At 66.8% G+C, this 14736-nt stretch carries 12 protein-coding genes; all 12 read right to left on the bottom strand.

The genetic code is table 11. The annotated features are described in order from the left end of the window. Positions 1–9: 9 nt before the first annotated feature. Positions 10–1623, bottom strand: a complete 1614-nt coding sequence (locus AC07V5_RS17870; RefSeq protein ID WP_495117020.1) for a GMC family oxidoreductase — start codon at positions 1621–1623, stop codon at positions 10–12. Continuing rightward, complete coding sequence (locus AC07V5_RS17875) at positions 1620–2099, bottom strand: hypothetical protein (protein ID WP_495117021.1); 480 nt, start codon at positions 2097–2099, stop codon at positions 1620–1622. Before AC07V5_RS17875 ends, AC07V5_RS17870 begins: the two co-directional genes overlap by 4 nt. After that, a complete protein-coding gene (locus AC07V5_RS17880; protein ID WP_495117022.1) occupies positions 2089–4239 on the bottom strand; it encodes a TonB-dependent receptor in 2151 nt (716 codons plus the stop codon). The genes AC07V5_RS17875 and AC07V5_RS17880 overlap by 11 nt, the downstream gene beginning before the upstream one ends. A gap of 153 nt (positions 4240–4392) precedes the next feature. Continuing rightward, complete coding sequence (locus tag AC07V5_RS17885; RefSeq protein WP_495117023.1) at positions 4393–4803, bottom strand: nuclear transport factor 2 family protein; 411 nt, start codon at positions 4801–4803, stop codon at positions 4393–4395. 9 nt (positions 4804–4812) lie between these two features. Continuing rightward, positions 4813–6183, bottom strand: coding sequence for an MFS transporter (locus tag AC07V5_RS17890; protein WP_495117024.1), 1371 nt, complete (start codon positions 6181–6183; stop codon positions 4813–4815). 17 nt (positions 6184–6200) lie between these two features. Continuing rightward, positions 6201–7952, bottom strand: a complete 1752-nt coding sequence (locus AC07V5_RS17895) for a M14 family metallopeptidase (RefSeq protein WP_495117025.1) — start codon at positions 7950–7952, stop codon at positions 6201–6203. A gap of 4 nt (positions 7953–7956) precedes the next feature. Further along, complete coding sequence (locus AC07V5_RS17900; RefSeq protein WP_495117026.1) at positions 7957–9459, bottom strand: aldehyde dehydrogenase family protein; 1503 nt, start codon at positions 9457–9459, stop codon at positions 7957–7959. 296 nt (positions 9460–9755) lie between these two features. Then, a complete protein-coding gene (locus tag AC07V5_RS17905; RefSeq protein WP_495117027.1) occupies positions 9756–10697 on the bottom strand; it encodes a helix-turn-helix transcriptional regulator in 942 nt (313 codons plus the stop codon). 56 nt (positions 10698–10753) lie between these two features. After that, the gene (locus AC07V5_RS17910; protein ID WP_495117028.1) at positions 10754–11944 is read right to left on the bottom strand and encodes a serine hydrolase domain-containing protein; all 1191 of its coding nucleotides are present in this window, start codon (positions 11942–11944) and stop codon (positions 10754–10756) included. Then, complete coding sequence (locus AC07V5_RS17915) at positions 11928–12308, bottom strand: AtuA-related protein (protein ID WP_495117029.1); 381 nt, start codon at positions 12306–12308, stop codon at positions 11928–11930. The genes AC07V5_RS17910 and AC07V5_RS17915 overlap by 17 nt, the downstream gene beginning before the upstream one ends. Positions 12309–12311: 3 nt before the next feature. Next, positions 12312–13652: an acyclic terpene utilization AtuA family protein gene (locus AC07V5_RS17920; protein ID WP_495117030.1), complete on the bottom strand. Its 1341-nt coding sequence runs from the start codon at positions 13650–13652 to the stop codon at positions 12312–12314. Positions 13653–13670: 18 nt separating this feature from the next. Beyond that, entirely contained in the window at positions 13671–14687 is a 1017-nt protein-coding gene (locus tag AC07V5_RS17925) for an enolase C-terminal domain-like protein (protein ID WP_495117031.1), read from the bottom strand. Positions 14688–14736: the final 49 nt, after the last annotated feature.

Below are 14736 nucleotides of genomic sequence, written 5' to 3' on the forward strand. Positions count from 1 at the left end.
ATCCTGGGCTCAGGTGCGGCCCTTGATCAAGGCGGCGGCCCGCTCTCCCACCATGATGACGGGCGCATTGAGGTTCCCGGACGTGATCTGGGGAAAGATCGAAGCATCCGCAATGCGCAGGTTGGAGACGCCCCGCACGCGCAGCGAAGGATCGACGACGGCTCTGCTGTCGGATCCCATCCGGCATGTCCCGCAGCTGTGGTGGCAGGTCGCCACCGCTGCACGGGCAAACGCTTCCAGCCCCGCCCGATCGGCACGCTGCAGTGCAGCGGCAGGCCGTACGCGCCGCATGAGGTTGTCCGAGAAAGGCGGGTTCTTGACGATGCCGTCGACCATGCCGATCGCGTCGACGATCAAGGCCAGATCGCGCTCGTCACCAAGGAGGTTGGGCTGGATGCGTGGCGCCACCATGGGGTTGCGTTCGGCAAGCCAGACCCGTCCACGGGAATGTGGGCGACAGATCGACGGCGTGACGCTGTAGACCGACTGCTTGCCGGTGAACGCGCCTTCCACGATCTGCCCGAATGGGCCGGTGAAGAAAAGCAGGTCGGGGTCTTCCAAGCGTCCATGCGAGCTGCCATAGGCAAACACATGCGTGCCGGGGGAGGTTGCCGGACCGCCGCGGCGCAGCAGGAACTGCAGGCCGCTGGCGGGCAGCCGGTACCACCGCCCGGCGTCCGAGTACGTCGGGCGCGACACGGCGTATTCGACGTACAGGTCCGGATGGTCCTGCATGTTCATGCCGACTTCCGGCGAATCCGCCACGGGCGTGATGCCCATGGCGCGCAGCGCGTCGGCCGGGCCGATGCCAGAGCGCATGAGCAGCGACGGGCTTTCGATGGCGCCGGCGCAGACGATGACCTCGCGGTTCGCCGCCACGCGCAGTTCCGAGCCGTCGTTCCGCCGGAGCTCGGCGCCGACGGCGCGGCCGTCGACGAAGAGCAGCCGCTGCGCCGTCGTCCTGTCGACGATGCGCAGGCCGGGCAGGGGGCGGCGCAGATAGGCCGTCTCGGTGCTCTGGCGGATGCCGCCACGCTGGTTCGTCTGCGTGATGGCTGCCGCCGCCGCGCGGGCCTGGTTGATGTCGGCAACGATGGGGAATCCCGCCTTGCCGAAGGACGCCAGCAGCGCGACGGAGAGCGGGTGTGGCGAGCGGAATGTCTCGACCCAGACGGGCCCGACCTGGCCGCGCTCGCTTGTGTCGAAGCCCAGTGCGCGCTCGGCGTGCATGAAATGGGGGCGCACGTCCTCCCATGCCCAGCCCGTGGCGCCCAGGGCGGCCCAGCTGTCGAAGTCTCGCGGCAGCCCGCGCGCCCAGATCAGGCCGTTGATGCTGCTGCTGCCGCCCAGCGATCTGCCGCGCTTCCATGTGTCGACCCGCCCGCCCCGCGAGGGATCGGGCTCGGTCGGATACAGCCAGGCATGCTTTGACCAGTCCTTGATGAAAGTCATCGCCCCGGGAAGCATCAGGAACGGGTTCCTGCCGCTCCCGCCTGCCTCCACGAGGATGACCGTGACGCCTTGCTGTTCGGCCAGGCGGGACGCCACCACCGCGCCAGCTGAGCCGCCACCGATGACGACGTAGTCAGCGCTCAGATCAAAGCTTCTTGCGTCACGTGTCATGGCTGTGCAAGGTCGGCCGTCGTGACGACCACATCCCAGTGGCTGAGGAGCAACTCGAAGCGGCGCTGCTCCTCGCTCCTGAACAGCGCCTGGTCCGCGAACAGCCGCTTGACCAGGGCCGCGCCGTCGTAGTCGTCATGCGCCACGACGGCGTTCTTCCAGGTGATGGTCACCCGCAGGTCCCAGCGACCTTCCTCGGTGAAGTGATAGAAGGGGCTCTCCGCCTTGAGGCTGAGGATGCGCCCCTCCTCCATTTGCCGCTTCAGGATGGGAAGGTGGTTCTTCTTGAAGAGCCGCACGAACTCCGGCGCCGCTCCCCACCTGACCTTGTAGTAGGCCTCGACGACGAACGGTGCGGAGTCTGCGGCTGTCGGTAGCGCCGGCTGGGCGAAGGCGCCAGGCGCGCCCGCGCCCAGCAGCAGGGCGACCGTCCAGCGGGCGAGAAGCCGGCGCGGATGACGACGCTCAGTAGTCATAGCGCAGGGTGACGCCGATGGTGCGCGGCCTGATGGGATAGAACTCCGTGTAGGTGGTGAAGTAGTCCACCGCCGACGACAAGCCCCTGGCATTGGCGGCGTTGTTGACGAAGGCGCCGAGTTCGAGCGAATTCCAGATCAGCGTCGCGCGCAGGTCCACCGTGGAGTAGCCCGGCAAGGAGAGGTTGGAATCGATCTGCGCGTTGCGCTTGCCGGTATAGGCCAGCAATGCCGACAGGCGTCCGCTGCTCTCGAAGGGACCCTCGAAATACGTGGTGGCGTCCAGCGAACCCTGCAGCTTGGCGGTGCCGGGCAGGCGCGTTCCACTCGGGATGGGCGTGCCGCCGATGCTGATGCCCCCCGACGTTGCAGCATCGGTATAGGCCAGCGTGCCCTTCAGGGAGAGCTTGGAGAAGGGCTTCCAGGCAAGGGCTGCCTCCACGCCCTGCGAGCGTGCCTGACCCACGTTGCCGGTGACCAGGAAACTGCGGCTGGTCGCCGGATCGACGTAGAGCTCGGACAGTTGCACGTCCTTCCAGTCAATCCGGAAGACGCTGACGTCGATGGACGCCGTCTTGGTGGGGCTCCAGCGCCAGCCGGCCTCGTAGTTCCACAGCGAGTCGGACTTGTAGGGCAGGCCCTGCGCGCTGCTGCCCAGGTTGGAGATGCCGCCGAAGCGGTAGCCGCGAGATGCCAGCGAGTAGACTGACATCGACTCATCGATCACGTAGCGCAGCGAGGCCTTGGGCGTCGTGCCGCTCTCGTTGGAGGCATACGGCGTGGTGCTGGTGCCGGCGTCGGTGGCGCCCACGATGCGGTCGTAGGACAGCTTGGTCTTGTAGTAGCGCGCGCCGATGTCGGCGATGAGCCGGTCGGTGATCTTGATCTCGGCATCGGCGAAGACCGCGTTCTCGGTCGCCTTGCCGTTGCGCCTGAAGCGCAGGTCGGCCAGGGCTGCGCGCGGCTCGTGGAAGACCAGTTGGTCGCGCTTGACGTCCGCTTCCATCCAGAAGGCACCCAGCAGCCAGTTGATGCGGCCCGGCGTCACCGGCGTCACGCGCAGTTCCTGCGAGGTCGACGTCGACTGGTAGCTGGTGTCGGAGGTCCACTTGTCGTTCAGCGCGGTCGGATCGAAGAAGTCGCGGGTGAAGTCCTCGCGGGCGCTGCGCGACTTGGACTGGCGACCGGTCAGGGACGTGAACCTGAAATCGCCGAGGTTCAGGTTGGCCTGCACCGTTCCCAGGTCGAACGTCGAGTCATAGGCCATGGGGAACGCCGTCTTCACGTCCAGGCTGTCGTAGTTCTTCACGTAGCCCTTGCCGGTCGAATAGTCGAAGGGCGAGATGCCGGGGCCGTCGGCCTGCTTGCTGTGCTGGCGGAGATAGATGGCCGTGAGGTCGAAGTCCGGGCTGGGCGCATAGGTGAACAGCACGCGACCGCCACGAACCCCGACCGTGTTCGCATCTTTCTGAGCGGTGCCGAGGTTGTCGATGAAGCCGGCGTCATCGCGGGCATTGAGGACGACGCGCAGGCCCGCCTTGCCGTCGGCCAGGGGAACGTTCACCATGGCCGACGTCGACCATCCCGTGCCGCCGCCGGCCGTCGAAGAGAAGCCCGCGAGCACCGAGCCTTCGGTGAGGCGCTTGTTCGGTTTCGTCATGATGTAGCGGATCGCACCGCCCAGTGACGACGATCCATAGAGGGCACCTTGCGGTCCGCGCAGCACTTCAACGCGCTCCAGGTCGAACGGGGCGAGGTCGGGTGTCGATACGAAGGCGAACGGATCCGTGAACGGCACGTCCTCGATGTAGATGCCCGTGGGTGACTGCGTGAACCCCTGTGCCGCCCCGTTGGAGTTGGTGCCAACGCCGCGGATCGAGATCAGGGCACCGTCGGTCGTGCCCTTGTTGAACTGGACGCCGGGCGTCAGCTTCAGGAGGTCCTCGATGTCGGCGCTGCCGTGCTTCTCGATGTCGGCGCCGCTCAGGGCCGTGACGGTGCCCGCCACGTCGCTGAGTGTCTGGCGCCGCTTGCTCGACGTGACTTCGACGCGGTCCAGCGTCTGCAGCTCCTTCTCGGCTGGCGCAGTCGCCGACTGCGCCCTGGCGGCGCCGCCTGCCAGAAGACCGATGGCGACCATGGCTGCGGAGGCGGTCGGAACCAGTCCGGACCGGAGGGCGCCCTGTCTTGCGGATGTGCGTGAACGGGTCATGTGGAAGTTCTCCTGGGATGGATTTGGATGGCGATGTGGCCCACAACTGCGGCCAGGAAGGAAGGGGGTATGTCGGCTTGGTCAGGGAGGCAGCGCGGCCAGGCGGGTCGCGTGATAGCGCTCGATCAGCCAGGCGCCGCCCTCTTTCTTGAAGACGGCCGTCTCCAGAAAGCGGAACGGCTTCTCGTTGCCGTCGTTGGCGATCCAGAGTTCATCGTTGCGAACGGTCGTCCAGGCGCAGTCCCGAAGGACCACGGTGCGGAAGTCGTGCAGCAGGGCGCGCTGGCGCCCGTGGCCCGCGCTGGCCTTGACGAGGTCCAGTAGTGCGGCCTTGTCCATGGTCCGGTCGTGTTCGATCATCAGGAAGCCGGGTGTGAGGCCTGCCTCGACTGCGGCCCAGTCGTGGGCTTCCAGCGCGCGGTGCCAGTCGCGCAGCGCCGCTTCGACTGCCAGGACGTCGGACATCGGGGTGTTGGGGGTGGCGAGGGTCATCGCGGGTGCTCAGGCAAGGCGCGGGTCGGGGATGGCACGGCCCAACCTGGCATTGCGCTGCTGGATGACTGCGTGGCGACGCGAGGTGATGGGATAGGCCCAGATGACGATCGCGGCCAGCACGAAGAAGCTGAACGGCAGAGCGAAGGCGGAGAGCTTCAATCCGAGCACGGCCGACGGCGAGTACGGGGCCTGCTTGGCCTCGAAACCGAACTGCGACACGACCAGCAGCGACAGCGATGTGCCGATGCCGAACGTGGCCTTGCGGACAAAAGTCAGCACCGACACGTACTGGGCCGTGCGCTGGACGCCGGACTTCATCAGGTCGAAGTCCGCCAGGTCGCCCACCATCGCCTGGGGAAGCATGTCGATCACGATGTAGAACATCGTGTGGGCGAACGAGCAGACCAGGTAGAAGAACAGCAGGTTGGCAGCGCCGGGGCGCAGCGGCGTAAAGGCGACGTAGCAAAGGGCGCAGCCGATGGCTGACCACGCGAATACGCGGTGCTTCTCGAAGCGCTTGAGCAGGAACTCGGCAACGCCTACGCCGATCGTCGCGGCCACGCCCCACTGGAGCAGGACCATGCCTATGGCCGCGCCCAGCCCCAGGTAGGAATCAAGCAGCAGGAAGCCGACTGCCGCACCTGCGGCGTCACCAAGCCCAGCCAGTGCCGACGCGATGAGGAAGCGGATGAAGGCCTTGTTGGAGCGGATCGCCCTGAACGACGCAATCAGGCTGTGCCGTTTGGTGCGCGCCGCCGCCACGCCGTGGGGCACGAAGATGACGCACAGGACGCTGATCGGCGGCAGCGTCACCGCCACCATCCAGGCCAGCACGCGCAGCGCGTCGAAGTTCATGTCGCTGCTCGGCAGGAACCACAGCAGCGGAATCAGGCCCAGCAGCGCACCGCTGGCCACGTTGAAGTACTGGCGCGCGACGGTGATGCGCGAGCGTTCCCGGTAGTCGGTCGTCAGCTCGACCGACCATGCGCCATAGGGGATCTCGTTGACCGTCCACGCGAAGTAGGCGACGAAGAACCAGATCGCGAAGTACATCGCGTCCGCATCGGCGGGCGGGACGTAGAGCTGGAAGATGCAGGCGACCGTGAGCATCGACCCGGCCAGGAACCAGGACTTCCGTCCGCCCCAGCGGTCCTGCGTCGCGTCGGTCGCCCAGCCTATGCCTACGTCCAGCACGCCATCGAAGACGCGCACCAGCAGCAGGATCAACGACATGGTCCCGAGCGAAATTGCGAAGCGCTCCGAGTACAGCGCTGGCAGGATGCCGAACGCAGGCCCGCGCAGCAGGTACATCGGCAACGTGGGCAGCGCAAACAGCGCCAGCAGCGGCCAGGACAGTCTCTTCGGTGGCTTGGACATCGTCATTGAGGAGGCTTTCAGGCGCAGGCCATGTCGGTTGGCTGTTCAGGGGAGCAGTTCAGGGTGACGGACGTCCGGACGCGGCCCGCACGATCTGCCTGGGCAGTGAGCTCGATGCGGCTGCCACGTGGCGCACGTACGGTCCATTCGGCGATCGCCCTGTCTGCGGTGGGTTCCGGGTCCGGCGACAGCGCCAGCAGCGACTTCCTGGGTGCGTGCCCCCTGAGCTGAGGTCCTTCGAACTTCGGCTTGCCGCCCAGCAGCGTGATGTCCGGGTCGTGCGTTGGCAGGTGGATTTCGAACATGACGCCGCGGACAATCTTGTGTTCCAGCGCGAGCTGGGTCACGTAGGCCGGCAGCCAGCCGCTGTTGAAGACGGCCAGGCGAATCTTCCAGACGCCATCGGCCAGCGACTGCACCTCGGTGCCTAGCAGTTCGAGCCTTGGCAGGCTCAGCGCAATGCTGTCCATCCACGCCGGAAAGCGCGCGACCTCGGCCATGCGCAGCTCGGGCGGGGGATTGCGCCAGTAGTTGATCTGGTCCCAGCCGCCTATCTCCACCGCGCCCAGTTGCGGATGGTCGAACGGTTGCCAGTCGACGTGGGCCTTGCCGGCGCACTGCTCGTCACTCCAGCGCAGCAGCTTGAGGTCGTCCTCGACCGGATGCTCGCGGAACCAGTCGATCCACTTGTAGTCGGTGATGCCTGCCTGTCGGTTGGGGCTCCAGAGTTCGACCACCCAGTACAGCGCCCCCAGCTGCTCGTAGAGCCAGTCCTGCGTACCGCCGACCACTTCCTTCGGGTGGTACTTGAAGTCGTGCCACACGCTCAGGGTCGGGTATCCCGTCAACGCGGACCCGTGCTCGCTGAAGCGCTTGAAGCACCACAGGTCCTCCGGGATCATGTCGTCGTCGCGCATCGTGCCCATCGGCCTCAGGATCACGCCGCTGAACGTGTGATAGCTGATGGCGGCGCCAATGTTCGGGTGTGCCAGGACGAAGTCGACCATGGCCTTGACCTCGGGTTCGCTGGTGGGGTAGTCGCCGGCCCCTTTTTGCGCATGCTCCTGGCGCCAGTAGGAAGGGAAGTTGCGGTTCAGATCGAGCCCCTGCGCAGGCGGCTTGATCTTGATCGTGAAACCGTCGAAGTCCTTGATGGAACCCTCGGGCAGGATCCGGAAGTACTCGCCGCCGAACTCGCCTGGCTGGCGAGGCACCATCAGGCGCGGCTGGTCCGCGTGCTTCTTCCAAGATCCGTTGGGGTCGGGAATCCGCATGGACAGCACGCGGCCGTCACCATCGATGTCTTCGATGGTGAGGCCGTCCATCGCCGATTCGACCTGCGGATAGATGCGGGCGCTCGAGCGGACATGGCGCGGCCTGTCCGCCAACGCGAGTTCCGCGCCGTCAGGGCTCAGGCGCGGGCACAGATAGACCGTGCGGGTGTCCAGCAACTGAGTGATCTGGGGCTCGGCGCCGTAGCCCGTCACGAGGTGGTGGAGGTAGAACAGCACCGCCGTGCAGCCCGTCAGCTCGATCGAATGGATGTTGCCGTCGGCCCAGAACGCTGGCTTGTCCTGGGGTGAGCCCGTCAGCGTGTTGGTGACGGCGGCGACCCAGATGTCCCGCCCTTCATAGCTCTTGCCGATGGACGACACGCTCACAAGGTCGGGATAGGCCGCGGCGTAGTCGTGCAGCCATTGCGTCAGCTCCTCGTGACGCGGGAAGACGTCGAAGCGGGGCTGTGGTGGCGAGGTGGTGGTCATCCGCATGTTGTCAGGCGAGCCTGAAATGGACGCTCTTGGCCCGGGTGTAGGCCAGCAGGCCGGCGGTGCCGCCTTCCACGCCAAAGCCTGAAGCCCTGGCCGGCTCGACAGACGAGCCCGTCACGTAGGAGGGGCCGGGCGAGGCCACGGCATTGACGGTGATCGGCCCGCCGCGTACCTGCCTGGCCAGGCGGTGCGCCAGAGCGAAGTCGCGCGTCCAGAGGGTCGCCGACAGGCCGTACTGGCTGTCGTTGGCGAACTGCAGGGCCTGCTCGGGGTAGTCGAAGGGGAGGATGCCAGCGACAGGTCCGAAGACCTCCTCCTGCATCAGCGCGTGGCTGTGCGGCAGGTCGGCGACCAGGGTAGGGCGGTAGTGGCACAGACCCGTGGCGCCGTCGCGCGTACCACCCGCGACGATCCTGCCGGTGCCGTGCCGGGCGGTGTCAACCAGTGCCTCGACGCGCTGCAGCTGCGCCAGGCTGGCCAGCGGCCCGAGCTGTGTGTCGGGGTGCAGAGGGTCGCCACCTTGCTGCGCCTCGACGAGACCCTCCATGCGCGTGAGCAAAGGCGTGTACAGCTCACGCGCCACCAGGATGCGGGTGCCGGACACGCAGACCTGTCCGCTGTTCCATACAAAGCCCTGGACCAGCGAATCTGCAACGGCGTCCAGGTCATCGAGGTCATCGAACACGATCTGGGGCGACTTGCCACCGCATTCCAGCAGCAGGGCTTTCAGGTTGGACTGCCCGGCGTACTGCATTAGGGCCCGGCCGGTTGCCGTGGAGCCGGTGAAGCTCAGGCAATCGACGTCGGCGTGCAAGGCGAGCAGGCGGCCGGTCTCGCGCCCGACGCCGGGGATGACGTTGAGCACGCCCGCGGGTATGCCGGCCGCCAGGGCCAGGTCGCCCAGGCGCAGACAGGACAGGGAGGCCAGCTCCGAAGGCTTGAGCACCACCGAGTTGCCCATCGCGAGTGCCGGGACGATCTTGCCCAGCGCGACGTACAGGGGGAAGTTCCAGGGCGTGATCGCCGCGACCACCCCATGCGGCACGCGCAGGTTCAGGGCCAGCGTGCCGGCTGAACTGGGCAGCAGTTGCTCGCTGAGCTTGTCCACGCGCTCCGCGCAGCCGCGCACGATGCTCGCTGCCAGGCGGACGTCGGGCAGGGCCGAGGCGATGGGCATGCCCATCTCCAGCGAGTCGAGCAGAGCGAGCTCCTCGCCATGACGCTCGACCTCGTCCGCGAACTTGAGCAGCGTGCGGCTTCGCTGGTGTGGGGAGATCAGCGACCAGCTCCCGCGCTGGAACGCAAGCCGGCCGCTCTGGACCGCCGCGTCCACGTCGATCTGGCCGCACGAGCCAATCGATGCGACAACGCTGCCGTCCTGCGGGTTGATGCTCTGAAAGCGCTCGCCGCCGCGCACCTCGACTCGCTCGCCGTCGATGACGGCCCGGACGTCGGGGCGCAGCTGCCGGGCACGCTCATGCCAGTCGATGTCGTGGCCAGAACTCACGATGTCAGCCCCTCGCCCTTGCGTTGACGTGGATGGATCCAGCGGGCTTTTGCATTGCTTTTCCAGAGAAGGAGTGAGGGCCGGGTTCAATCGACGAGGCATGTCGCTTACCCGATTGGTATGACACGAAAGTTAGGGGTGAACGTCTCTTTCAGCCATACCCCTCCAGGGATACGCCGATTCGTTGCGTTGCGCGCCGTGCTCAGGGCCGACCCTGCTGCGCACCTGCGGTCGCCACGCATCACGCGCAGCTGTGCTGCCCGACGGCAAGCGACGCCGGGTGGTCCTTGCGACCCTCAGGTGCGCAATGGGGATGGGGCGACTGACCCGCCGGCCCGCGTCGACTTGACGGACTGGTAGCTCTGCAGCGGATCGACCTTCATCTCAGGCGTTGCGAACGGAATGCAACGGATGAAGAGCGCGAAGAGCTCGGCCTGTGAGCCGATCTCCAGCTTGCGATGGATGTTCTTGCGATGGATCTTGATCGTGCCCTCGGTCGAGTGCATGCGTGCAGCCGTCAGTGCCGACGAATAGCCGCTGAGCATGTAGAACAAGACCTCGCGCTCGCGCTTGGTCAGCAGCGACGCGCCGAAATTCTCGATCGAGCTTTGCACCTTGCGGTGGGTGAGGTTGTCGTCGCTGTCGGTGCGTGGGGCGACGAGGCCCACCTGCTGATGATGTTTCGCGACAGCCGAGAACACGAGTGGCAGGACCGTATTGAGTGCCGCGATGTCGGTTGTCGTGAAGCCGTCTCCCGACGAGTCGCGCTCGAGGAACACGGACAGGGCAGTGTCCGCGTCGATGCGCCAGAGGATGTCGATGTAGTCCGACAGCCCCAGTTGCGAATAGAACAGTCGATAGAACTCGCTGTTGTTGAATTCATCCGGCTCCACGTCGCGCAGCCAGTACACGCCACTGTCGCATCCGCCGAGAAAGCGCTGGTAGTTGGGGTCGAGGATGTAGGGCCCGGAGAAGTAGTCGGGGGCCTGCACATGCACGGCGCTGGGCCGACTGCGGTACATCAGCAGCTGAGGCCGCTGATGCCGGGAAAAGATCATCGCGCCGCCGGAGTCCATGGCGCAGACGCCGCCAAGGAACGCCAGCAGGCTCTTGAAGAACCCGGGCTGGCCGATGGACAGGATCACCTCGCCGAGTGCCGTCGCAGTGGTCGAGTCCAGCCTCACCGCCGCGTTGGGCGGCGGCTCCAGAGTCGGGCGTTGCAGGCTTTGGGAGGGCATCGAGGATCCTGTCTTCGATGCGAATTGTCGCGCGCCATCGCATACGAGAAACAGGGCTAGGGGTTCGTACGATGGCATCTGCGCAGCGTCTGGATGAAGTTGAGCAAGGTGGTGTCGCGGTCGGGCTCGTCGCTGCCGTAGTACGCCGGCTCCGGATAGACGGCGAGCTGGACCACGGTGATCCGCTCGCGCCGGTTGACGTAGATGCGCTGGCCTGAATGGCCCAGGGCCCACATGCCGCCTTCGTCGTCCAGCCACCAGCTCAAGCCGTAGCCGGAGACCCCCAGCACCTCGACGCCGGCGGTGTTCTCGCACCCGGCCAGCTCGAAGGCCCTCGCGGCGACGGTGTCGATCCAGTGCTCGCCAAGCAGGTTGACGCCGCCGACTCGGCCGCCGTTCATCACGAGCAGGGAGAACCGCGCCATGTCGCGCAGGCTCATGCCCGCGCGGCTGCCGCTGATCTCCTGGCCGTCTTCCGATTCCAGCGTGTAGAAGGCGTCGAACTCCATGCCCGCCGGCTTCCAGATCTTCTCGGACATGTAGTCCGCCAGCCGCTTGCCGGTGGCTGCGCAGATCACGGCGCCCAGCAGGTAGGTGTCGCCGGTGTTGTAGTTCCAGAAGCTGCCCGGCGCGTGGGCACGGGGCACGGAGGCCATCAGGCGCAGCACGCCGCCGGGATTCTTTGCCGCCAGCGAGCGGCTGTAGCGGTTGACGTGGGAGTCCCTATCCGTGTAGTCCTCGATCCAGCGCACGCCGGACGACATCGTCAGCAGGTGTCCCACCGCCACGCCCTCGTAGCCCGTGCCGCACATCGCGGGCAGATGGTCCGCCACCGCATCGTTGATCGAGCCGATCGAACCGTCCGCGATCGCTGCGCCCACGAGGACCGCGGTCATGCTCTTGACGGTGGACATGGTGCTCCACCGTTCGTGCGCCTGCAGGCCCAGGCCATAGCGTTCCAGCACGACCGCGTCATCGACGGTCGCGATGAGGCCGACCACGTTGTTGCGGTTCATCAGGTCGGCGATGGACAGGGTCCTGCCCTCGCTGACAAACGTGCCTTCCCAGGCCTGTCCGCGTGCCAGCTCGCGGGGCGCGGGGCCGCTGTGGATGGTGCGCGTCGCGAACAGCTTGTCCACGTTGCGGAATCCATAGGACTGCAGGCAGGGCGGCCACATCAGGAAGTCTTCGGCGTTGGGCAGGTGATGCGTCGGCAACGCGAGATGGGCTTCATTGGGCGAGATCACGGTCTTCTCCAAGGGGGTGGTTGAGCATTGCCGCGCGGTGCGCCGGGATGCGAACGGTCAGGCCGAGCAGCAGGAAGGCCAGCGACTTGCCGTGGGCGTCGAGGTTCAGCGAGCTGTTGACGCCGCCGTCCAGCGCGTCCTCCAGGACGAAGTTCAGCGCGTGCAACCTGGGCAGCTCGAACCGGCGCACCCGGGAGGGCCGGCGGGCGGCGAACAGCTGGGCGACAACCTCTTCAGTCACCTGCTCAAGGAGCGTCCCGTACCACGCGGGCTCATAGGCGATCAGGCTGATGTTCGAGGTATTGCCCTTGTCGCCGGCCCGCCCGTGGGCAATCCTGCGCAAGGGAACGACCGACAACGTCATGACTTACTCCAGCATTTCAAAAGTCGTGGGCACCGCGCCACGCGGCACGAAGCAGGAGGTCAGTGCCAGCTGCGACCTGACCGATGTCCGGACGCCGCCACCGCCGGCGGGGCCGCAGGTGTAGAGAGCAGTCACCTCCTGCGCCAGGCATTCGCCGGCCGCCTTGCTGGACGTGGCACTCGCCACGCGCAGCCGCACGTCCTCGGCCCCGGTCTGGCGTTGCTCGAGCATGGCGCCGGCGGAGTCGCCCAGCACGCTGACCACGCCGATCAGGTCGACGCGCAGCGAGAGTCTTGGCAGGCGCCGACGCAACACGTCGGCCGCCAGCCGGGCCCGCGATTCGGCGCCAGGGCCGGCGTAGGAAATCTCACCTTCCGCGATCCAGCTGCCCTGGGTGCAGACATTGACTTTGAGGTGTGTTGGTCGCGCCCCGCCGAGAACGCCGCTGAGTTCCACCCTGTTCTCGCCCTCTGCCCGGACTTCCGCCTCGCTGATGGATGCGGTGACGTCGGGGGTGAGGTAGGCGCACGGGTCGTGGACCTCATAGAGCAACTGCTCCTTGACCGTCTGAAGCGTCACCGCGCCGCCGGTGCTATCGGCCTTGGTGACGTGGACGCCGCCTTCATCATCGAGCTCGACGATGGGAAACCCGACAGCGTGCAGGTCCGGTACATCCTTGTAGCCGGGGTCGGCGAAATACCCGCCGCAGACCTGGGCACCACATTCCAGCAGATGCCCGGCCATCGTCGCCCGTGCGATCCGGTCCCAGTCGTCGTCGGACCAGTCGAAGGCCGCCATCGCCGGCCCGACGGTCAGTGAAGGATCCGCCACGCGGCCTGCCACCACGATGTCGGCGCCAGCCCGCAGGGCGGCGGCGATGGACTCGGCGCCGATGTAGGCATTTGCGCTGACGATGGCGCCCGAATCGAAGCCGGGTGGCAGGTGCTGCAGCAGCATCTCGCGATGCCGCGGTGCGCTGAGATCGTCACCGCTGACCACCGCGATGCGCGGCGCCAGGCCCATGGGGGCGGCGATGGAGCGCAGCAGCCGGGCGGCAGCCATGGGGTTGGCGGCGCCGAAGTTGCTGACGATCCTGATCCCGTTCTGCAGGCACAGGGCGAGCACCGGTTCGACCATGGCGCGAAGGTTGGGTTCGTAGCCTGAACCTGCGTCGGCACGGAGCCTGGCCTGGGCGATGGCCAGCGTGCGCTCGGCCAACGTCTCGAAGATCAGGAACGAGGGCAGCCGCTTGCGGATGAGCGTGCGGACAACGGCCTCGGCGGCGTCCAGCCGGTCACCGGCGAACCCAGCGGCGCAGCCGATGGCTATGCGTCTTTGCTTCAACGGAGTCTCCAAGGTCGATCAGCCCCACAGCGCCGCGTCGGGGGCGTGGAGATAGCCGTCGGCATAGGACACCGGGTGCGCCCGGTCATCCTGCATGTGCAGCGGACCGTCCAGGTCCACGAAGTCGCAGAACGATGCGACAAGGAAGGCCGGCGCCATGGCCAGGGAGGTGCCGCAGTTGCAGCCCACCATCAGCTTGAGGCCGAGCCGTGCTGCCTCGCGGCACATCATCAAGCCCTCGGTGAGGCCGCCGCACTTGTCGAGCTTGAGATTCACGTACTGCACGCGGCCGGCCAGCTGCGCGAGGCTTTCCAGCGAGGTGCAACTCTCGTCCGCGGCCACGGGTACGCGCAGGCCCAAGCCCGGCAGCACGTCTTCCTGGCCCGCAGGCAGGGGCTGTTCGATCAGCGCCAGGGGCAGGGCGGAGACCGCCGAGGCAAAGCGCTGCAGCCCTGCCGGCGTCCAGCCTTCGTTGGGGTCCACGGTCAGCAGGCTGCCGGGAGAGGCCTCGGACACCGCATGGAGCCGCTCGATGTCGCGGTCGAGACCGCCCGGCGTGCGGTCGCCGAGCTTGACCTTCAGCACCGGCGCCTGGCCCCAGCGGCGTGCTTGCGCGGCCATCGCCTGTGCGGTGTCCAGCGTCACCGTCAGCATCGTGCGAAACCTCGTGCTGGCGCCGACATCCTGCAGTCCGGCCAGCTCCCAGGCGCGCAGGCCGGACTGCTTGCACTCGAGGTCCCAGAGCATGGCGTCGAGCGCGTTGCGAAGTCCATCGGGTGGCATGCGCTGGCGCAGCTCCGCGCGGTCCGGCATCTGCGCGAGCCAGGCCAGCGTCTCAAGGCCACGCGCCAGCGCATGGATGCTGCGCGTCTGGTCGGATTCGTGCTGCTCGCCTTCGCCGTGCGCCTGGATGTCGCCCGAGGTCGCCTGCGCGTACAAGACGGTCTGGTCTTCCAGCTCGCCGCGGGAGATGCGGATCTTTTGACGGTAGGGCCAGCGCTGAAGAGTCAGCTTGAATTGAGGTTGCTGCAACATGCGCGCATGGTTTGTCATGCCCAACTGCCCCGCAATACCCCCTTGGAGA

The organism is Roseateles sp. GW821-FHT02E12 (assembly GCF_059421665.1).